The 21264-nt window shown below is 57.3% G+C and carries 14 protein-coding genes and 1 tRNA gene; all 15 read left to right on the top strand.

Features of this window, described 5'->3' with window-relative positions; all coding sequences use genetic code 11:
* The 15 genes from IFT47_RS01630 (at position 1) to IFT47_RS01560 (ending at position 21243) form a co-directional block, all read left to right on the top strand.
* Complete coding sequence (locus IFT47_RS01630; protein WP_192171652.1) at positions 1-816, top strand: ABC transporter permease; 816 nt, start codon at positions 1-3, stop codon at positions 814-816.
* Entirely contained in the window at positions 813-1577 is a 765-nt protein-coding gene (locus IFT47_RS01625) for an ABC transporter ATP-binding protein (protein ID WP_192171653.1), read from the top strand. Before IFT47_RS01630 ends, IFT47_RS01625 begins: the two co-directional genes overlap by 4 nt.
* Positions 1578-1589: 12 nt before the next feature.
* Positions 1590-2315: an urea amidolyase associated protein UAAP1 gene (locus IFT47_RS01620; RefSeq protein WP_192171654.1), complete on the top strand. Its 726-nt coding sequence runs from the start codon at positions 1590-1592 to the stop codon at positions 2313-2315.
* A gap of 10 nt (positions 2316-2325) precedes the next feature.
* Complete coding sequence (locus tag IFT47_RS01615; RefSeq protein WP_192171655.1) at positions 2326-2949, top strand: urea amidolyase associated protein UAAP2; 624 nt, start codon at positions 2326-2328, stop codon at positions 2947-2949.
* Positions 2950-3077: 128 nt separating this feature from the next.
* Positions 3078-6767 (top strand): urea carboxylase, encoded by a 3690-nt coding sequence (gene uca, locus IFT47_RS01610; protein ID WP_192171656.1) that lies wholly within the window; start codon positions 3078-3080, stop codon positions 6765-6767.
* Positions 6768-6918: 151 nt separating this feature from the next.
* Positions 6919-10311, top strand: a complete 3393-nt coding sequence (locus IFT47_RS01605; protein ID WP_192171657.1) for a dermonecrotic toxin domain-containing protein — start codon at positions 6919-6921, stop codon at positions 10309-10311.
* Positions 10312-10393: 82 nt separating this feature from the next.
* Positions 10394-10612, top strand: coding sequence for a cysteine-rich CWC family protein (locus IFT47_RS01600; RefSeq protein WP_192171658.1), 219 nt, complete (start codon positions 10394-10396; stop codon positions 10610-10612).
* Entirely contained in the window at positions 10602-11294 is a 693-nt protein-coding gene (locus IFT47_RS01595; protein ID WP_192171659.1) for a pseudouridine synthase, read from the top strand. Before IFT47_RS01600 ends, IFT47_RS01595 begins: the two co-directional genes overlap by 11 nt.
* An 83-nt stretch (positions 11295-11377) precedes the next feature.
* Positions 11378-12262 carry an alpha/beta fold hydrolase gene (locus tag IFT47_RS01590; protein WP_192171660.1) on the top strand — a complete coding sequence of 295 codons (885 nt, stop codon included), beginning with the start codon at positions 11378-11380 and terminating at the stop codon, positions 12260-12262.
* Positions 12263-12540: 278 nt separating this feature from the next.
* Positions 12541-12614: transfer RNA gene (locus IFT47_RS01585), tRNA-Gly, on the top strand.
* Between the two features lie 852 nt (positions 12615-13466).
* A complete protein-coding gene (locus IFT47_RS01580) occupies positions 13467-14933 on the top strand; it encodes a tyrosine-type recombinase/integrase (RefSeq protein WP_192171661.1) in 1467 nt (488 codons plus the stop codon).
* On the top strand, positions 14930-18343 hold the full coding sequence (locus IFT47_RS01575; protein WP_104723196.1) for a site-specific integrase: 3414 nt from the start codon (positions 14930-14932) through the stop codon (positions 18341-18343). The genes IFT47_RS01580 and IFT47_RS01575 overlap by 4 nt, the downstream gene beginning before the upstream one ends.
* Before the next feature lie 2 nt (positions 18344-18345).
* Complete coding sequence (locus IFT47_RS01570) at positions 18346-19020, top strand: hypothetical protein (protein WP_080269598.1); 675 nt, start codon at positions 18346-18348, stop codon at positions 19018-19020.
* Entirely contained in the window at positions 19007-19345 is a 339-nt protein-coding gene (locus IFT47_RS01565) for a hypothetical protein (protein ID WP_229610940.1), read from the top strand. The genes IFT47_RS01570 and IFT47_RS01565 overlap by 14 nt, the downstream gene beginning before the upstream one ends.
* Positions 19342-21243 carry a hypothetical protein gene (locus tag IFT47_RS01560; protein ID WP_104723195.1) on the top strand — a complete coding sequence of 634 codons (1902 nt, stop codon included), beginning with the start codon at positions 19342-19344 and terminating at the stop codon, positions 21241-21243. Before IFT47_RS01565 ends, IFT47_RS01560 begins: the two co-directional genes overlap by 4 nt.
* Positions 21244-21264: the final 21 nt, after the last annotated feature.

Genomic DNA, 21264 nt, shown 5'->3' with positions numbered 1-21264 from the left:
ATGCGCTTGATTAACCGCCGCCCGGATCGCGCCAGTCGATTGATCCTGGTGCTCCTGCCGTTCGCCCTGTTGCTGTTCGCCTATTTCACGGGCTCGGCGACGCGGCTGACGGAAAACCCCAACGACAAGCTGCTGCCCAGCGCCGTGCAGATGACCGATGCGATCAAACGGGTGGCGTTCGTGCCCGATCAACGCACCGGCGAATACCTGCTCTGGCAGGACACCGGCGCCAGTCTGCAGCGCCTCGCGGTCGGCCTGGCGATCAGCGCCATTGTCGGGCTGTGCCTGGGCATTGCGTCGGGGGTGCTGCCGTTGTTCAGCGCGCCGCTCTCGCCGTTACTGACCGTGGTGTCGATGGTGCCGCCGCTGGCGATTCTGCCGATCCTGTTCATCGTCTTCGGCCTGGGCGAGCTGTCGAAGGTGATGCTCATCGTCATCGGCATCACGCCGGTGCTGGCCCGTGATCTGGAGCAGCGCGCCCGGGAGATTCCGGTCGAACTGCTGATCAAGGCGCAGACCCTGGGCGCCTCGACCTGGACGCTGATCCTGCGGGTGGTGCTGCCGCAATTGCTGCCGCGCCTGTTGATCTCGCTGCGGCTGGTGCTGGGGTCGGCGTGGCTGTTTCTGATCGCGGCCGAAGCCATCGCCTCCACTGACGGTCTCGGTTACCGGATCTTTCTGGTGCGGCGCTATCTGGCGATGGACATGATTCTGCCCTACGTGGTGTGGATCACCCTCCTCGCCTGGCTGATGGACTGGGGCCTGAAAGCCCTCACGCGGAAGGCGTTCCCGTGGTACGAGGGGGCGCGCCCATGAGCTTTATTTCGGTCAAAAACGTCTGGCAGCAATATGGCGATCAAGTCGTGCTCGAAGGCTTGAACCTGAGCATCGCCGAAGGCGAGTTCTGCACCTTGGTGGGCGCGTCGGGCTGCGGCAAATCAACGTTCCTGCGCCTGCTGCTGGGACAGGAAGTCGCCAGCAAAGGCGCGATTCTGCTGGACGGCCAACCCCTGGCGAAGGAACCGGATTCGACCCGTGGCGTGGTGTTTCAGCGCTATTCGGTGTTCCCGCACTTGTCGGTGCTGGACAACGTTGCCCTGGGCTTGGAATTGCCGCGCTCGGCGTTGCTCGGGCGGCTGTTCGGCGCCGCCAAGCGTGACGCCCGGGAACAGGCGGCGGCGCTGTTGCACAAGGTCGGCCTCGATCACGCGCTGGACAAGTACCCGACTCAACTGTCGGGTGGCATGCAACAGCGTCTGGCCATCGCCCAGGCGCTGATCATGAAGCCAAGGGTTTTGTTGCTGGACGAGCCCTTCGGCGCCCTCGACCCCGGCATCCGCAAGGACATGCACGGGCTGCTGCTGGAGCTGTGGCGGGAGACCAAACTGACGGTGTTCATGGTCACCCACGACCTGTCCGAAGGCTTCAACCTCGGCACCCGGCTGCTGGTGTTCGACAAGGTCCGCATCGACCCCCACGCCCCCGGCGCCTATGGCGCGCGCATCACTTACGACATTCCCCTGAACAGCGATCGTCGCGCCGCCCGCGTGGCGCTTGATTCGCTGAAAACGGCTTGAAGGACATTGCCCATGACTGATTCAACCACGCTGTTTCCCGTGTTCGCCGAAGAGCTGCTGCCCGGCGGCGGCCACCTGTCGTTCGTGCTCAAACGTGGCGAACTGCTGCGCCTGACCGACCTGAACGGCAACGCCAACGTCAGCCTGACGCTGTTCAACGCCCATGAAAAAACCGAGCGCCTGAACCTGCCCGACAGCCTCAAATGCCAGCACACCGCCAAGCTCACCAGCGGCCATTGCCTGTATTCGGACATGGGTCGCGTGCTGGCCGCGATCACCGCCGACACCTGCGGCTGGAGCGACAGCATCGGCGGCGTGCTGTGCGCCGAAGAGGTCACCGAGAAATACGGCCAGGGCCGCTATCAGGAACTGCGCAACGGCTTCTTCCGCAACGGCGCCGACAACCTGCTGGTGGAGATGGGCAAGTGGGGCCTGGGCCTGTCGGATCTGTTGATGACGCTGAACCTGTTCAGCCGGGTCAACGTCGACGATCACGGCGCGCTGGCCTTCGTCCCGGGCAACTCAAAAGCGGGCGACAGCATCGAGCTGTACGCGCCGATGGACACGCTGGTCGTGATGACCGCCCTGCAACACCCGATGGACCCCAACCCCGAGTACGCGCCGCAGCCGGTCAAGCTGAGCTGGATGAAGGCCGACCCCAGCGTCGCCGAGCACTGCCGCACGTCCCGCGAAGAAAATGTGCGCGGTTTCATCAACACCGATCGCCTGTTCGCCTGAGGAGGCCAGTATGACCAGCACCATGACCTCTGCCCCCGTTTCCATCACCCACATCCCGGCCGGCGAGCCGTCGCTGACCGAACTCAAGGCCGGGCAAACCCTGCGCCTGCTCGACCTGGAAGGCAATCAGGCGGTCGACACGCTGTTCTACAGCCTCGCCAACCCCCGCGAACGCTACGACGTGCAACGCACGTTGCGCCGGCAGAACAACGTTTACCTGAGCAAAGGCAGCGTGCTGTATTCGAACCTGGGCAAGCCGATGCTGACCATCGTCGAAGACACCTGCGGGCGCCACGACACCCTCGGCGGCGCCTGCGCCCAAGAGAGCAACACCGTGCGTTATGCGCTGGATAAAAAGCACATGCACAGCTGCCGCGACAGCTACCTGCGCGCCTGCATCCATGACGGTCGGCTGGGCAAACGCGACATCGGCCCGAACATCAATTTCTTCATGAATGTGCCGGTCACGGCGGACGGTGGGCTGACGTTCGAGGACGGCATTTCCGGCGCCGGCAAGTACGTCGAACTGCGCGCCGAGATGGACGTAATCGTGCTGATTTCCAACTGCCCTCAGCTGAACAACCCGTGCAACGGCTACAACCCGACGCCGGCAGAACTGCTCGTCTGGGACTGACCGCTGGCCACAGTTTCAAGGCTTCAAGGCTTCGGCGCGAGGGACGGCCTTCGTGCAACGCGTACCACAGCGGGACGGCCCGCTACCCAGTGAGGGATTGATTGCTATCGATCCCCGGGGTCTATGCCATGTTCGACAAACTGCTGATTGCCAACCGCGGCGCCATTGCCTGCCGCATCCTGCGTACCCTTCGCGACCTGCAGGTCGGCGGCGTTGCGGTGTACGCCGAAGCAGACGCTGCCAGCCTGCACATTCTGCAAGCCGATGAAGCCCACAGCCTGGGCGAAGGTGGCGCCGCCGGCACGTACCTGGCGGTGGACAAGATTCTCGCCATCGCCCAATCCACCGGCGCCAAAGCGATTCATCCGGGTTACGGCTTTTTGTCCGAAAACGCGGCCTTTGCCCAGGCCTGTGAAGACGCCGGCATCGCCTTTGTCGGCCCGACACCTGAACAACTGCGGGTCTTCGGCCTCAAGCACACCGCCCGCGCCCTCGCAAAACAGCACGGCGTGCCGATGCTGGAAGGCACCGAATTGCTGGACAGCGTGGACGCCGCCCTGAGCGCTGCTGAAACCATCGGCTACCCGGTGATGCTGAAAAGCACGGCGGGCGGCGGCGGGATCGGCATGCGCGTGTGCCGCAGCGCCAGCGAACTGAGCGAGTCGTTCGAGGCCGTCAAGCGACTGGGCCAGAACAACTTCAGCGACGCCGGCGTGTTCATCGAGAAGTACATCCAGCGCGCTCGTCATCTTGAGGTGCAGGTGTTCGGCGACGGTCGTGGCGAAGTGATCGCCCTCGGCGTGCGCGACTGCTCGGTGCAGCGTCGCAATCAGAAAGTCCTCGAAGAAACCCCCGCGCCGAACCTGCCTGCCGGCATGGCCGATGAGCTGTGCGCTGCGGCGATCAAGCTGGCGAAAGCGGTCAACTACCGCAGCGCCGGCACCGTGGAGTTCGTCTTCGACAGCGATGATCAGCGGTTTTATTTTCTGGAAGTGAACACCCGTTTGCAGGTCGAGCACGGCGTGACCGAGCAGGTCTGGGGCGTGGACCTGGTGAGCTGGATGATTCAGCTGGCGGCCGGCGATCTGCCGCCGCTGGTTGAATTGCACGCGGTTTTACAGCCAGTCGGCCATGCGATTCAGGCGCGTTTGTACGCTGAAGACCCGGGCCGGGATTTCCAGCCCAGCCCGGGCTTGCTGACCTCGGTGCACTTCCCCACCGCCGACGGCAAACACCTGCGCATCGACACCTGGGTCGAGGCCGGATGTGAAATTCCGCCGTTTTTCGATCCGATGATCGCCAAGGTCATCAGCTGGGCGCCGGACAGGATGTCGGCCAGTGACGGTCTGGCCCAGGCCCTGAGCGAAACCCGGCTGTATGGGATCGAGACCAATCGCGACTACTTGCGTCAGATCATCGCGGACGTGCCGTTCGCCAGCGGCCAGCCGTGGACGCGATGCCTTGAGGGGCTGACCTATCGAGCCGACACCTTCGAAGTGCTGAGCGGCGGCACCCAGACCAGCGTTCAGGATTATCCGGGGCGCCTGGGTTACTGGGCAGTGGGCGTGCCGCCGTCGGGTCCGATGGACAGTCGATCATTGCGTCTGGGCAATGCTCTGGTGGGTAACGCTGAAGGCTGCGCCGCGCTGGAAATCACCATGAGTGGGCCGACGCTGCGCTTCAACACTGATGCGGTCATTGCCGTGACGGGCGCGGTCATTCCGCTGTCGGTGGATGGCGTAGCGCTGCCGATGAATCAATCGTTGCTTGTTTCTGCTGGATCGACCTTGGTGCTTGGCACCATCGCGGGAGCCGGTGCCCGCAGTTATCTGTGCGTGCGGGGCGGGCTGGACGTGCCGGATTACCTGGGCAGCAAGAGCACCTTTACGCTGGGCCAGTTTGGCGGGCACGGCGGGCGAGCGTTGCGCGCAGGGGACGTGCTGCATATCGCGCCTTTGTCTGACCGCAGCGCAGGCCAACAACTGGCAGCTGAACGCATCGCTGCGCTGCCGGAAGTGCGCGACATCCGTGTGATCTACGGCCCCCACGGCGCGCCGGAATACTTCACCGAGCGCTACATCGAGACCTTCTTCGCCACCGACTGGGAAGTGCATTTCAACTCCAGCCGCACCGGCGTGCGCCTGATCGGGCCGAAGCCGGAATGGGTGCGTGCCGACGGCGGCGAAGCGGGTCTGCACCCGTCGAACATTCATGACAATCCATACGCCATCGGCGCGGTGGATTTCACCGGGGACATGCCGGTGATCCTAGGGCCGGACGGGCCGAGCCTGGGCGGCTTTGTCTGCCCGGTGACGATCATCGAGGCGGATTTGTGGCAGCTCGGGCAGCTCAAGGCCGGGGACAAGGTGCGGTTTTATCCGGTCAGTCTCGACGCGGCCCGCTCGCTAAAACTGAACACCGATCTGTGTAGGAGTGAGCTTGCTCGCGAAGGGGCCGGTACATCCGATGGATCTGTGGCGGCTGGGCCATCGCATTCGCGAGCAAGCTCGCTCCTACAGGGTTTAGCGTTGACCTCACCTGTTGTGTTGCCACAGGGAGCAGCGTTGACTTCGCCGGTTGTGCTCGACATCGGCAAAGACGATACCCGCCTCGTTGCTCGCCTGTCCGGCGACACCCATCTGTTGCTGGAGATCGGCGCGCCGGAGCTGGATCTGGTGCTGCGCTTCCGCGGCCATGCGCTGATGCAGGCGCTGGAAAGCAAGCAGCTCAACGGCGTGATCGACCTGACGCCGGGCATTCGTTCGCTGCAGGTGCATTACCAGCCTGAGCAACTGCCGCTGAAAACGCTGCTTGATGTGGTCGCCGGCGAGTGGGACGGCGTCTGCGCCAGCAAGAATCTGGAGGTGCCGTCGCGCATCGTTCATCTGCCGCTGTCCTGGGATGATCCGGCCTGCCAACTGGCCATCGAGAAGTACATGACCACCGTGCGCAAGGACGCGCCGTGGTGCCCGAGCAACCTGGAATTCATTCGCCGCATCAACGACCTGCCGAACCTCGACGAAGTGCACCGCACGGTCTTCGACGCCAGTTACCTGGTGATGGGGCTGGGCGACGTCTACCTCGGCGCACCGGTCGCCACGCCGCTGGACCCGCGCCATCGGCTGGTCACCACCAAGTACAACCCGGCGCGCACCTGGACCGCTGAAAACTCCGTCGGCATCGGCGGCGCGTACATGTGCGTCTACGGCATGGAAGGCCCCGGCGGTTATCAGTTCGTGGGCCGCACGTTGCAGATGTGGAACCGCTATCGCGCGGTGGCGGCGTTCGATGGCAAACCGTGGCTGCTGCGGTTTTTCGATCAGATCCGTTTTTATCCGGTCAGCGCCGACGAACTGCTGACCATCCGCCGCGATTTCCCCCTCGGTCGGTACCCGCTGCAGATCGAGCACAGCACGCTCAATCTGACGGAGTACCAAACCTTCCTGGCCGAAGAAGCGCAGAGCATCGCGGCATTCCGCAACCAGCAGCAGAGCGCGTTCAACGCCGAGCGCGAACGCTGGATCGCCAACGGGCAGGCCTCGTTCGAGAGCGACGAAGCGGTGGCCGAATCCACGGAAGAAGCGCCGCTGCAAGACGGGCAGACCAGCGTCGACAGCCACATTGCCGGTAATCTCTGGCAGGTGCAGGTCAGCGTCGGCCAGCGCGTCGAGGCGGGGGAAACCCTGGTGATTCTGGAGTCGATGAAAATGGAAATCCCGCTGGTGGCGCCCCATGCCGGTGTGGTCAGCGACGTCCGCGTGCAGCCTGGCTCAGCGGTGCGCGCCGGGCAACGGGTGGTCGTGCTGGACGTTGGCTGAATTGGTGCTTGATGTTCCTTGCAGCTTGCGGCTTAACGCTTGCAGCTTTCATAGAGGCATAAGACGCGGTGGCATACGCGATACATAGTTACCGCCATTGCCACCCGGCATCGCGCCATAGTGGGCATCTTTCCACGTGGCGCGATTTTTCATGAACGACCGCAGCAGCTCTGATTCCGCGAGCGGCCTTGATCTCCTTTCCAACGACACCCTGCCCAATGGCGGGGATTTCAGCGTTTCGCCGTTCGCGGAACCTTTGCGCCCGGCTGAATCCCCGGAGCCCGCCGCCGCGTCCGCCAGCGAAGCTTACGGGATTAACCACAAGCGCTTGATGCGCCAGGCCGTCAGCCCGGTCGCCGAGTTGTTGTACGGATCGGTCTGGGTGTTGAAGGCCTGGCAACTCGATCTGGCGTTTCCACCTTCGGTCGCCCGCCATCTGGACCAGAGGCTGGAGGAAACGCCGCAGGCCAGATGTGGCGCTGCAATCGACATCGACGAGCTGCACGTCAGTTTTAGCACCGCGCTGGAGCCGGCCGTCGAAACCGACGGTCGGGAGCGTTTCGAGCTGCGCCTGACGCTGCGAGAGCTGGGCCGGGAGACGCTGAATCCGCCCGGACTCCTCGCCCTTCGACGCTGCGCCGAGGCTGATCGCCCGCTGTCGGCGTCGACGCCCACCCTGACCGTCTCGGCGTTTTTCGAGCTGCTCATCGAAGCCCGATGGACACTGGAATATGAGCAGGTGCAGCGTCAGTTCTGGGAGCATCACGGCGACACATGGAAGAGGCTCGCCGAGTTGGCGTTTCTCGATGGGGTGACCCGCCTGCATTCGCGCAAGCGCATGGATAACGAGGGCCATACGCTGGCACTTGATGCGCTGGGGCTCACACGTTTCCCGCTTGGTGTTCAGGACCTGCAGTCCGCCGGACCGCCGGCACGCTCGGTCGTGCGCGGGGTGGCGCTGAACGGCGAGACCATCCCAGGTATCTTCCATCTACGCTCCAATACCACGGGGCATTGCTATGTCCACGTGCTGGGCAGCGCGCCCCTGTGCCATGAGTACATCAGCGATGACGCGCCCTGGAAAGCGGACAAGGTGCTGGAGGCGATCAACGCATCGGCCTGGCATCGGATCAATCTTTCGATCGATGGCACGCAAATCACCCTGACGCTGGCGGCGCCTTCGGACGACGTATTCACTCAACTGCGTGTCGCCCAGCAACGCTTTTGCGCTGAGCGACTGACGGGCATCGATGCGGTTGAATCAACCGACGCATTCATCGACGACGACCACGCGGCGCTCATGCCCATCGAGCCGGCACTGGCACTGGTCAGCGCCCTCGATCACTGGCAGCACCATGAGCCGCTGCTGGCGCGAATCCCGACCCCGCTCGGGTTCGCAAACCGGCTCATGGGCCAGTGGCTCAGGCAGGTGTCCCCCCGACTCAAGCCTGTCCCGTTGAAGCAAACGCACACGCCGATCACAGACCCCCGGCGCGTATTCATCCGCTACCTGCCCGGCACGTCGAGGACGCCGTGGGGCCACCCGCGAATCGCAGCGGCGAACGTGATCGTCACGCCGGACGAAACGCCCGTCACGCTGAGTCAGGCACTGTTGAGCCGGTTCAGGGCGCTTCAGCCCCAGGGCTACGATGATGAAGGCGGTCGCTGGGTCGTCTACGCAGACCCGAGCGGGAACGGGGCCTGGAGGCCCGAGGCGGAATTGAACATCAGCGCCGCCAGCGTCGAGGCGCACATCCAGGGCGTCGATTTTCTCGGCCTCATGCAGCTTCGACTCGACCAGTTCTGGCGGCAGCAACGCGCTGACATCGAGCGTTCGCTCTGGTCGACGTTCGTCAGCCAGGCGCTGCTGGCCTTCAAGAGCGGAGACCTTTCCATGAACAGTTTCCAGAGGGTGATCGATGCCGTGGGGCAGGCGCAGCAGGTGCCTGCGCCAGAGCCGCCGCTTCTCGTTGCAGAAAGGATCTGCTGGAGCGCTGTGGGCTTTCACGTGAGCAGCGGACTGCCACTGAACTCCCACTGCCCTCCCTGCGTGGGCTTGCTGATGATCAGCGCGCCACACCAGGAAGGCGGGGTGCTTTATCAGGCCGGGCAGTCCACGCCGTTCGTGGCATTCAGTGATCGTCAGCAGCTCATCGACCACCTGACTACCGCTGCCGCCAACCCTGCATGGCGCGAGACCGTGCTCAATTACATGCCGCGCCGTTTTCACGTCAGGCTCGGTTATATCCTCGAACTGTGGGGCGGGGCCCGAGCGCCGGCCGAACCGGTGTCGATCCTGCGCCCCTGGACAGAGCCGCTCTACAGCCCGGACACCCATGCCGCCCGGCAGCGTGAACTGTGCGAGCAGGAAGTGTCCGGCTCGCCCATGGCGTTCATCTGTGAGGGCCTGCGTCTTAACGGCCAGTACGACGCCGAGGACAGCTTCGTGACCGACCGCGAGCAGGCACTCGGCGCCTGGATTCAACACCTCAATCGCCTGCAACTGTTATTGGCACCCATGGCGCTCGTGCTGCCGGCGGCCTCCATCGCGGCGCTGACGGCCAGCGCGGCCAGCGTTGCGCTGGGCATTCAGGCCGCCAACCTCCCCGGGAACCGTCAGGAGGAACGGCGCCAGGTGATGTTCGCCATTCTGTCCCTGGGGTTATTACACATGGCACCGGCCACGCCACGACTTTTTCAGGCGTTCCGCAAACTCGCAGCGCCTGCCACAGCACTGGGCCGAGGGCTGAGTCGAGTGAAGACTGCGCTGCCGGCACGCAATTTCGGCGACTGGCTGCGCAGGGCGACCCACCCACGCAAATCGCTGCTCAAGCCATTCTTCAATGGAGCGGGCCTGATGAAGACGTGGAGCGTGGCGGGTAATGCCGAATTCGGCACGTCGTCGGTTCAAGTGTGGAAGCTGGGGCGCAAATTTCTGCTGTGGACATCGGACCGGGCCCAGGCACGCACCCTGGTCGTCAGCAGCCACGGCTACTACTTGCCCTGGACGCGCACGACGGCCATTCCCAACGGCACCGAACTGCGAACTTACGCGCCCCACGGTCACGAGCTGGTCGACCCGATGCTGCACCGGATCGCCAGCCAGTCGGTGCGGCCCTACGCCCTGCTGAACACTGCGCAGCCGGTGCCCGGCCCCGGCGTCGGGCCCTTTCCGGACATGTTCGCCCGGGACACGCTGATGGCCGGCACTTCATTGCCGGGACGCATCAAGAATTACACCCTGGCGAAATTCCAGAGCGAGCACTACGAGAGTTACAGGGACATCAGCCAGATCGTGCGCAACAGCCATCAACCGCCGCTGCCCAGCCTGCTCCCTGCAACGCCCATGGATGTGCTGACCGTGCGCAACCGGTTCGGCATGACCCGCCCGACCCTGGAGGATCTGTTCACCGAACTGAGTCGGCAGGGCATTCACTACGACAACATCCTGCTGGTGCATTGCCGCTGTCCTGCCGTGGGTTCTATGCTGGGGCGCGCGCCCTCTTTCGTCGCCCCGCAAGGCCAGTCGCCGATTACCCCGTAGGCGCGTTGCCCGGGATCACATGCTCATGGCGCGAGACAGGGCCGCGCGCTAGCATTGGCGGCACTCAAAGGCGGCGCTCTACATGGACACTCACATCATCGACACGAGCATCTGCCCCGTTTGCGGCGCCAGTAACCGCTGCACCCTGGCTGATCCGCGCACAGTGGATCAAGCCTGCTGGTGTTTTACCGCCGAGATCGACCCGGCGCTATTGGCAGCGCTGCCCGAAGAGGTGCGTGGACAGGCATGTCTGTGTCCGCAGTGCGCAGGCGTTGGGGCGAAGATTCGCGATGCGTCTTGACCGTTTCCTCAGCAACCTGCCGCGCTTCAGCCGCAAAGAGGTACGACTGGCACTGATCGCAGGCCGTGTGCACGTCGACGGGTTGCTGGTAAAAAACCCGCTGCACGAGGTCCGCGAGTTCAGTCAGGTACGGATCGACGACGAAGTCCTTCAGCTCGGCAAACCCGCCCGGTATTTCATGCTGCACAAACCCCAGGGCTGCGTCAGCGCAACCGTCGATCCGCAGCACCCCACCGTGCTCGACCTGCTTGAGGAGACCGACAAGGACGACCTGCACATCGCCGGCCGACTGGATTTCAACACCTCCGGGCTGATGCTCATCACCAACGATGGGCAGTGGTCGCGCCGCCTGACGCAGCCGATCACCAAACTGGCGAAGGTCTATGACGTCGAGACCGAAGACGACATCGGCGCGCACTACGTCGAGAAATTCGCTGAAGGGTTTTATTTCGCGTTTGAAGACCTGACGACACAGCCTGCCGAGCTGACGATTCTGGGCAGTCACCGCGCCCGGCTGAGCATTGTGGAAGGGCGTTACCATCAGGTCAAACGCATGTTCGGCCACTTCGACAACAAGGTGACCCGGCTGCACCGCGAAAGCATGGGGCCGCTGAAACTCGACCCGGCGCTGGACCCCGGACAGTACAGAGCCCTGAGTGCCGACGAAATCGCGTTGATCTGAAACCTGCGTCCAATTGCCTACCTGTCACGAAACACGTGCAACGTGTCTACGCGCACCCCGTTTTTTCGTCAGGAGACATGGAGATGAAGCCAGAAATCACTCTGCTGGACATACAAGGCCAGTTCCGGGTTTACACGGAGCTCTATCGCGCAGACGCCGCCGAGAAGACCATCATTCTGGTCAATGGCTCGCTCGCCACGACCACCTCCTTCGCTCAAACCGTGCGCAACCTTCACCCGCAATTCAACGTCGTGCTGTACGACCCGCCTTACGCCGGCAAATCAAAACCGCACAACGCCCATGAACGCCCCCTGACCAAGGAGCTGGAAGGTCAGTTGCTTCTGGAGCTCATCGACCACTTCAACGCCGAACTGCTGCTGTCGTTTTCATGGGGTGGCGCGGCGGCGCTGGTCGCCCTGGCGCACCGGCCCAAGCGCATTGAGAAAGCCGTGATCAGTTCGTTCTCGCCCGTCATCAGCGACCCGCTGCGCGACTACCTCGAGCGCGGCCAGCGACACTTCGCCGCCTACAATCGCCATGGCGTCGGTGAGTTACTCAACAGCACGCTGGGCAAACACCTGCCTTCTCTGTTCAAGCGCTACAACCACAAGCACGTTAGCTCCCTGGATCTGCACGAGTACGCGCAGATGCACCACCACATCAACCATGTGCTGGACGCGAGCAATCATCCGCAGATGAAAGCGGCCCGGCGCATCAATGTGCCGGTGCTGTTCATGAACGGTGTGTGGGACGAGTACACCTCGGCTGCCGACGCCCGGCACTTCGCCCACTACATTCGCGACTGCCATTTCAGCACCATTCAGGATGCGGGGCACTTTCTCGACATGGAGAGCAAGGCAGCGTGCCTGGCATCGAAAGAGGCGCTGCATGGGTTTCTGACGCCCGCGCCCGGACCCCGGCGCATTCATTACAGAACGGATCGGTCGCAACAGGCGTTTGCGGTGTGATTGGAATGGGAAATGATAGGGCAGCAGCCGGGGAAGGAAGGGTTTGCTGCAGAGCCTGATGAGTGCCATTGGACGGCAAATCAGGGGGCGGCCACACGGATCGGGTCGGTGAGGCATTTAACGCTTCAATTCACCCGCCGCATCTGGTACAAAGTCAGCCGCTCCAAAGGCGTCAGGTTAAAAGCGGGTATAGTTTAGTGGCAAAACGAAAGCTTCCCAAGCTTTAGTTGAGGGTTCTTACTGGACAACCGCTTTTGTGAGCAAGCTTTTTATGTTATGCGGGTATAGTTTATTGGTAAAACTATAGCTTCCCAAGCTATCGAGGAGGGTTCGATTCCCTCTACCCGCTCCATCCCTTCCAAAGAAAAACTGCTTTTAATCAGATACTTCCGCTCTAAATCTCCGCGCACTCAATTATCGCCTATCCCCTCCTCGGCACACACGGCAGCAACGGTACGCCCCGCCAGACTGCAAATTTTTTGTGAGCGAAACCCAATTCTCGGCCCGCAGGCTCATGCGCCCACGACACCGTGCGCGGAATAATGCCCACCTACCTGTCACGCCGCCGCCAACCAGATTCAACGGAAACCACAGACCGCCAGACATTCGCTCTTCCGCGCGCAGTGAGCAGCCTTCCTAGCAATGAGTGAGACTGAAGAGGACGCGTGAGCAACTCAAGCGCCCTACAGGTCACCAAATCAAAAAGACGTCGGGAATGCGTTGTGACTAGGGGTGCCAGTCAATGCGACGATCGACCAGCGCATGGGCATGGGCACGGGCACGGGCACGGGCACGCCAGATGATCACATAGAGACAGAATACTTCCTGCCCAGTCGCAGACCATGAGAAAGGACTTAGTCGAACATGCTCAGCGTTAAAGGGCACCGACAAGCAAAAGGGTATGCACCGGCTGATCCGCGATCGTAATTCGAAATTACGCTGCCATTTCTCAGTTCTACCGCCCTACCACACTCTACCGCTCAGCACGCCGCGCCAGGGCCATGTAACTGACCGACAAGGCCGCCGAGCTGGGGTAGTCCCGCTCCAGCTTTAGAGACTAAAACTCAGTGTGAAGCCTGAAGAAACTCAACAACCTATCAAATAGCATGTATCAATAGCATTTATCTATCGAAAATCGCGTGATTATTTACTATCCATAGTGTATATGTGTATTCATATCACACATATAGGGACTAGTCAATATATGAGAAAATCGAATTTAATCGAATCTTTCACTCCAAGCGGCTCGTCCGTGGGCACCAGAAAAGAAGCGGAAGGCCAACCTCCAAAAGCTGGTAGTGGTTTAAAGAATGTGATCTTGATTCGCTGCGACCCGCCCCGCCTGTACGAAGCAGCAACCGGAGAACCTGTAGCCCCCTTCAACGCCTATTCACGCATCATCCACCGGATGCCCCGTAGCAAACGGTCGGAGAGCGCAAACTACCAGTACATAGGCCACAACGCATTTCTTGTCGATTATCTCTACGAAGCCAAAGCGCTTGGCGCAGGGGAGATCGACCCGAAAGCTTTGAGTGAAACCCTACAATCCTATTTCAAGCTCTTGACAGAGGCTGCTGGCAGTGACGACTACCTGATCAGAGTCATCGCGACCCGGCTAGGCAGGAGCCCCATCACCATCGCCTCAGCTAACAAATACAAAGCCGCGGCAAACGACTTCCTCCGCAAGTACTCGGCACTGCTAAGGGACTCGCTATCGAAAGTAAACCTCCTTAACCCTGAGGAGAAAGTGGAACTGCCTGCAGAACTCATTGAGCTCGAACCTAGGGCACGTAACCGATCTGAGATTAGCAAGATGCGGTCGAACCTTATGGAGTTCAAACCCAAGCCAGATGAGATGTTCCGGCAGGCGATAGGCGGCCTTCAGGGCGGCAAGGCTCCCACGGATACGAAACGGAAAGACTTTCCGAGCGACCAGATCCTAGATCTTCTCAAAAGCCTTCCACCGTTAGAGCGGACTGTGGCCCTGCTCCAATGTGGGGGCAGCCTGCGGCAGTCAGAAGCGTGGGCCATGAAAATCTCAGACATCAAGGTCTCGGAGCGAACGCTGCTGGTGGCCGATCCGAATAATCGTCGCGACCCATCAGCGAAGGAACTGCCATATAAAGGCAGGGCCACTGCTCACATCTATATGTTCGAACCCTTTAAAAAGATGTTCTTTGAGTCACTGGCAGAATATAAGATCGAGCGCCCCACTTCAGACAGTGATTTCCTTTTTGTGTCAGACAGCCCTAACAGCTACGGCGCACCTCTACTGGAAGCACTGGAAGCCAACTCGTTAAATCGTAGGCTTAATCGCGCGCTGTTGAAAGCCCAGACTGAGAACAAAATGGCTTTTACTGAGCGTGGTGGCAAGCCTTATACATCCCACAGCTTACGGCACTTCTACGGCTACTGGGCAAGAAACTTTATCTACATACCTGGTCGACCAAGCATAGGTTTGACCTTGGCCGAAATCCAAGTTCTGATGGGGCATGCCAATATCACTGCCACTATGATCTACGCAAAACTCGACCAAGAAATCATGATGGCCGAGATCGACGCGTCAGAAAAGATTAAACTGATTTGGAATAAAACAAAATCCATAGACAGCCTGCGTGCCGACTCCTACGAAGCCCTAGCGCGAGACTTGCGCAGGAGGCTGGCAGCGTGATTAATCTATTGACAGTGATAACTGTAGCAAACGCTAAAAAACTCGCAGCAGCAGCGTATATAATTTTTAACCTAATCATCAGTAAAATCAAATCAAAGGAAAACGGACTCAAAGAGAACTCTATCGACAAGCAGTATCACAAAAGAATTGCAATCCTAAAGTTATCTCACCTGAGACCACTAAATAACATATCAGAACAAGACCTGCAGATTATCTATGAAATATCCCAAGGGGTAGAATACGACAAAGCAGAAGACACAAAACTTTATCACAAACTTACCGGCTCAGATCCAGAATGGGCTGAAGACGTTTCGGGACTACGAGTAGTATTTAAAGAGTTTCTGTGCATACTGTGGTCAGAGGGTGTCGTGACGCTGCCCTACACATTTAATATAACGCACGCCTGGAAGAAAAATCCGGAATTTGAAGAAAAATATACGTATGGCTTCATCTGGGAGGTCGCGAAGGGTGTGAATTCTTTGGAGCGAGCCTCGCGTAACTGGCAGTACCGTACCAACTGGCATTCACCCAAAGACGTCGATTTCAACGAGCTGTGGTCGGCGGTTCCCGCCATGGTAGAGATTTACGGGAGCACAAAAAAGCATGGAAAATTCGCGCTCTTTAGCTGGGTCAATAGGTTTTCTACTTTACATCCCGAAATAATATCCCCAGATCAAGCCTTCTATTTAGAACGCTATCGAATGTACCTGGCTGCCAAGCGCACGCATGAAGGTGATGCGTCCCGATATACAAAGACATACTTGGAATACGTTAAATATTACGTCATGACACCTGAAGAGGCCAAAAGCCTGCCTACCCATGACAAGAAGCTGAGACGCTACAAAATCAGAAACATCAATAGGCAATACGCTCGGCCATCACCAAAGGCAATAGAAAATCGTCGTGAACAAAAGATAAAACAGCGTGCCGAGCAGTTGCTTTCGGAAGCCGGCGGAGCGGTGACCGAGGACGGAAGTCTGCTGGACACGCTCAGCATGGCGGTGTCAGCAGAAGACTACATGCTGTTGGTCGAATTTCCTAAACGAAACGCCGACCTTCACTGGATATCGAATACGTTCTATCCAGGTCGACAGAAAGTTGAAATTATGGAGCACTATAGCCAGTGGATCCTAATGGGATCTAAATTTTTCAAAAAACTCCAAAAATCAAAAAGAAAATCACAAGGCTATATCGATGCCCAAGTAAATGATTTTCGATTCCTATTGGATTATGTATTTTGTTACCTGCCACTATGGAAAGAGCAGCACCCAGACTCTCGCATTGTACTCCCCGAGCGCATCGAAGATTTCGAGCGTATTTTGTACTGGTGCGACGACCTAATTGATGAAGAAACTGTTGAAGCAATAAGCAATTTAAAAGGCCTTGATGACAGCTTTGAGGTTCCGTTAACAGCTTTGCAGTTACGCAACACCCTTAGAACACAGAAATCTAATAAGCCTTTTATCAATGCGGTGCATTTGTTTTTTGAAACAGTGAGAACTTATGGCCCTAGATACGACATCGTAGACGGCAAATACTCTAACCCTGTCAATATAAAAATGGACTCAACAGGCAGCGGCAGCCGGTCAAAAAGCAACAAAATTCCCTTTCCACGCGAAGCGGCTATTATTGCTAAGGCTTACATGCATACGCTTGACTCAATAGGCGTCCAACTCAGAACCATGATTATTGATGGCCGGATCAGTGTTGAAAACGCCGCCATAATTAAGCGAAGTGATTGGATAGATTTGTCTGAACTAGGAATTACTGCGTTAGTAACCATTCAAAGGTCAACCAACCCAGCTGAAAATCTTGAAATTCCGATCGACTCTATCCCCAACATTTATCATTGGTGGTACGGGGATTACTTTGTCCCTGAGGCCGAATATACAGAAATGATAACCTCGTATGTTCCGTGGCTTTCAAGCCTGAGAATGCTTGCGATTGCGTTATTCGCAGGCCAGAGGCTTCAGAATGGCCAGTGGCTAGACCTGAGGACATTTGACAAGGGTTTTGAGAGCAGCAAAATAGATGAATTTAATTTGTGTATGTTGCACATAAACACTGACAAATCCGGAAGCTCTCGGGACGTGGTGATTGATGGTCACGTAATGGAAAGCTTATTTGATGAGCGACGTTTTCAAACAGAGATCTATCGTATACCTCCAGGCCTCGTTTACTACGAAAATGATCCGAGAGATCCGCAAGGCTATGGTCAAATCTGCCCGTTGTTTCGCAGTCCATGGGGCGGAAACGATCTCCCGTTCGCTGACTCTACTTATTCAAATGAGTGGATACGTTTCTGCCAGGGACTTGAAGGGTTGTACAATTCGGTCGTATCACCTGATTCGCTTCACGCTTTTATCACACCAGGCAAAACAGGCGAAGATCTTGCAGTCCATGTGCCCCATGCTCTGCGAGCGACATGGATAACACATATGCGGATCTACGGGCATCTGGAAGTTACCATCGCGGCCCGACAAGCCGGCCACCGATCTGGTAACATGTCTGACTACTACACAATACTTCCTGCGGAAGAGCTTCTCGAAAATATCAACACGGCTAACAATATAGTTACCGAAAGTGCTTACAAGGCACTGATGGGCAAGATAAAGTCTCCAAACTCTCCTGGGAGCGCGATTGTTGAAGGCTGGAGCCAGGACAAACAGCAACTTATCAGAGATCAAAACTTCATTAGTAAACAATTCTATTTTATCAACAGCCAAGAAACCGGTCTTGATTTGATGGTAAAATCTCAAACAGTTCCGCTGTTCATGACCCATTGCATTTGCATGAGAAATGGTGATTGCCCTATGAAGTTGATGGAGTTTACACGCCGAGCTAGAACATGCAGTTTGTGTGATGGCGCAGTGTGGGGTGTAGACCATCTCCCTGGAATAAATGTTTGTATGAGACAGGCCCAACGCAAAAGCGAAAAACTTATTGAGAAGATTGTACAGCTCAGCTCAACCGATTTGCCGGCGGCAGAATTAGAACCATACCATTCAGATCTCACTATCACACGATACGAATTAGCGTCCTATACACGACTAGCTGATCAGCTTAATACATTTCTGGAGTCTGAGAACAGCAATCCCGGCTATATAAGCCGGTACCGGGATCTGGTTGGAGCAAAAAGGCACGCGGTCGACATGGCAAACCCTCGCCACCGCATCATTGCAGAAATATTGGATTCCGAAGCTTATCCACACTTGACGTCTGTCAACTACACTGCCGTAGTTGAGAAGATCGCCAAGTCCCCAGAACTCCTCTCGGCAGAATACCCCCAGCCTTCCTACTTCCGGCTCCTAGCCAACCAAATTGCGTCGATTCTTAAAGCCACAAACTGCACATTCGACGAAACTTTCGATTTGATATCGGAATCGATCCGAAAGTTGGGAGGCAAGTAAAAATGAGGAAGACTTCATCTCGTCCTGCAGATCAACTTAAAGTTGATAGATCCGGTCGAAAACTCCAGCTCACAAACACGCTATCCAAGACTCACGCTGTGCTGCAATCCTTCTTGAAGAACGGCGAAATCATCAAGAATGCCTCGATCCTAGCTCAAAGGGTGGCAGCAATTGTTGGCGTTGATCCTTCCTTATATCGCAAAAAGTCGACGCCTCACAAGGAATTATTTGACCAATACGCGGTTAAATTGTGTGTAAAACTTCCAAAATCAATACTCAATGCGAGCATTCCTGATGACGTAATTCGTCTCCAGCTAAGCGAGGCAACTCACCGTATAACAGTGCTCGAAAAAATACTGGGGGACTTGCCCCACCGAGCGCAACCAGTTGCCACCCCAGTAAGCAGGACAGACGCCAATCTATATGATTTTGAGAAAACCTGTCACTTGGTTGAGAAAATCCTACTTGAAAATCAATACCTCTATTTTGATAGTGGAAAATTAATGACGAGTGCGACGATGACCTCAATCCCCGCTGAGCTTTCAGACGCAAAGACCTGCAAACCATTCTTGGACTGGCGCCATGCAAGAACCAAAAATATTGGATCACTTAGCACAACTGAACTTGAGCAATCGCTTCGCCCTTCAGCTTCGGGAAGAGTTGATGAGCCTGATTAAAAATAGTATCCCTGTTCCTGTCCGCAAAGGCAGCATTGATCTGACCTGGCTTGCAGAGCGTATCGGCGCGACACGACAAATTTTTTATCCGGGGAGAGGAAGCTCCGAAGTTATTCAGCTTCTATCACTATTGAATCAGCACCTAAACAGCGGTAATCACCAAGCGACAAAGCCCTCTGAGCAGAATATTGAGTGTTCAAAGCTTCGAGTTGAACTGACCTTGGTGCGTCAAGAGAACTTAAACCTAAAGCAGCAGCTGCGTCTAGTACGTCATGAACAAGACATGATGCATGCGTCAGGAATAATGTTGGGTGATCTTGATTGAAAAAATATCTGATCAAGCGAATTTTTCATCGCCTCGACGGTATTAGCCTAGCGAGTTGCCACGATACAGGGAGTGATCGGACGGTATCTTTACGGTACCGCACCGCTGGGTTCGAACTACCTTTGGTGGCCGGGCGCATGTACCTGCTACGAACGAGTGCCCGTAGCAACGGGGTGAATTTGGTAGCAGTTCTGGAGTGCGGTGTAGACGCCTCGGGCTGGGACGAGCTTATCAAGAACAGTTTCTTTATAGACAGCTTTCACCTCCCCCCCAAGGCAAAGAAATTGCTTCTGTCACAGAGTCTTGGCTCGCGTGAGGTACTGCTTGAGTCTCTAACGAGCGGCGACATGCTTCCGTGGTGCAACGTACTCCTGGAACCCGAGCGCACTTTGCTCGGGCTTTCTTTTCAGGAAAGCCTGTCACGGTATCAGCGGATTAAGCGTGTGATGGCTTGGGGGTTAGCTCAAATCCACGCTGAGCGCTTTTATGAGACCTATGGTTCGCAGGCTTATGAATCATCATCAGCACAAGTGAAAGCCCTCCTCGCCTTCGCGTCACAGAACGAGAGGCGAGCAGCCCTCTCATCCACGGGAGCGAAGTTGTCGCCTGATCAGAGGACTGTACTTGAAGCCATGGGCTGGTTCCTGGAGCAAATTCGCGGCGAGCGCACGCTATTCCGTGAAACTGACGTACCTGTGAAGCTGAAAGAAGGGCTTAGGCTTAGCGCCAATGCCGGTTGGGTAATCACTGACGGCGATCACTATCAACTCAAGTCCAACGCTAACCTGCAAGTGGCTGTCCGCAGACAGCTTGAGCGCCTTTCGCGGAATTTTTTTCCAACCTATACCGCTGATGAAATTCGCTACAGTTATTCAAGATACAGCCAAGTCGTTGCGTCCTATAGCCATATTGATTACGAAGACGAAATCACCGCTGCCGTTAACTCCAGAATATCCATCATCCGCCCGCAGGACTTGAAGTGCCTTCATGAATTCATGGCCCAGTTGTCGGGGGTACTGCAAATTCTATATGCCTCGGCTCCACTGGTAGTCGTGTACTCCAGTGGTCTGAGCTCCATGCATGAACTTCATGCTGAAAAAGAACCAATCCCTTTTTACCGGCTGCCGCAAGACCTCCCCAAATACAGCACAATCATGGTTACCGATTGTGACTTGTTCAGCCTCAGCGATTTCCTGATCACCCTGCAAAACATCCCAGAAACCTCACGCCTGGTGCTCATTGACAGCCGTAGAACCAAGCCCGGAGCCACGCCACATTTCATTGATGGACTTGCCCGCTATTTCGCAGCTTTAGACGTCCAGCGCAACGTGATGCCTCAACGATTGACGCCCAATCAAGATTCGATCTGTCCGCAGGAGCCGTTCAATGTCCGCCATGCCGAGCAATGCCATAGAGGACATCCTGAAGAGGTCTTCGTCAGCGACCATCCGGCACTCGTTGATGCCATCAACCAGCGGCTGACTCGCACCCGTTCACCGATAGTTCTGGAGACTCAAGATAGAAGCTTTAGAAAATATGATCGAGTCTGGCTCCGACCGGCATATTCGAGCAAATGGGATCCGTTTATCTGCACGTTGCACTCGGTCAGCGCAAAAGGATTATTCGTCGAAATGGATGGGCGTTTTTTAACGTTGTCCAAACAGCTAGTGCAGGATGCAGTCGTCGCACTCGGTTTCGCCATGTCCCCGACGGCGGCGGTACAAACCAGGGCGCTATCGGTAGTGTTGATCGCCTCAAGGCCCCATAAGGAGGAATGGATCGCCTACCTTGTTGCATACGGGTTGAAGGTCACGGACTCTTTCCCCCATGATCTAGCTCCGAGTAGACCGTTCACAAAGGGGCTGGCGTACCAGCGTTTAGCGCCCCTGGTTGAATAGTATGCCTGGGGGGGGGGTATC

This window comes from Pseudomonas sp. CFBP 13711 (genome assembly GCF_014842265.1).
GTDB lineage: Bacteria > Pseudomonadota > Gammaproteobacteria > Pseudomonadales > Pseudomonadaceae > Aquipseudomonas.
This window is presented reverse-complemented; position numbering and strand designations above follow the sequence as displayed.

Bases quoted from the DNA above. Each gene is read 5' to 3' on its own strand.
- IFT47_RS01600 (WP_192171658.1), top strand. From the start codon at position 10,394: ATGGACACTCACATCATCGACACGAGCATCTGCCCCGTTTGCGGCGCC.
- IFT47_RS01625 (WP_192171653.1), top strand. From the start codon at position 813: ATGAGCTTTATTTCGGTCAAAAACGTCTGGCAGCAATATGGCGATCAA.
- IFT47_RS01590 (WP_192171660.1), top strand. From the start codon at position 11,378: ATGAAGCCAGAAATCACTCTGCTGGACATACAAGGCCAGTTCCGGGTT.
- uca (WP_192171656.1), top strand. From the start codon at position 3,078: ATGTTCGACAAACTGCTGATTGCCAACCGCGGCGCCATTGCCTGCCGC.
- IFT47_RS01595 (WP_192171659.1), top strand. From the start codon at position 10,602: ATGCGTCTTGACCGTTTCCTCAGCAACCTGCCGCGCTTCAGCCGCAAA.
- IFT47_RS01615 (WP_192171655.1), top strand. From the start codon at position 2,326: ATGACCAGCACCATGACCTCTGCCCCCGTTTCCATCACCCACATCCCG.
- IFT47_RS01570 (WP_080269598.1), top strand. From the start codon at position 18,346: ATGAGGAAGACTTCATCTCGTCCTGCAGATCAACTTAAAGTTGATAGA.
- IFT47_RS01620 (WP_192171654.1), top strand. From the start codon at position 1,590: ATGACTGATTCAACCACGCTGTTTCCCGTGTTCGCCGAAGAGCTGCTG.
- IFT47_RS01580 (WP_192171661.1), top strand. From the start codon at position 13,467: ATGAGAAAATCGAATTTAATCGAATCTTTCACTCCAAGCGGCTCGTCC.
- IFT47_RS01630 (WP_192171652.1), top strand. From the start codon at position 1: ATGCGCTTGATTAACCGCCGCCCGGATCGCGCCAGTCGATTGATCCTG.
- IFT47_RS01605 (WP_192171657.1), top strand. From the start codon at position 6,919: ATGAACGACCGCAGCAGCTCTGATTCCGCGAGCGGCCTTGATCTCCTT.
- IFT47_RS01565 (WP_229610940.1), top strand. From the start codon at position 19,007: ATGAGCCTGATTAAAAATAGTATCCCTGTTCCTGTCCGCAAAGGCAGC.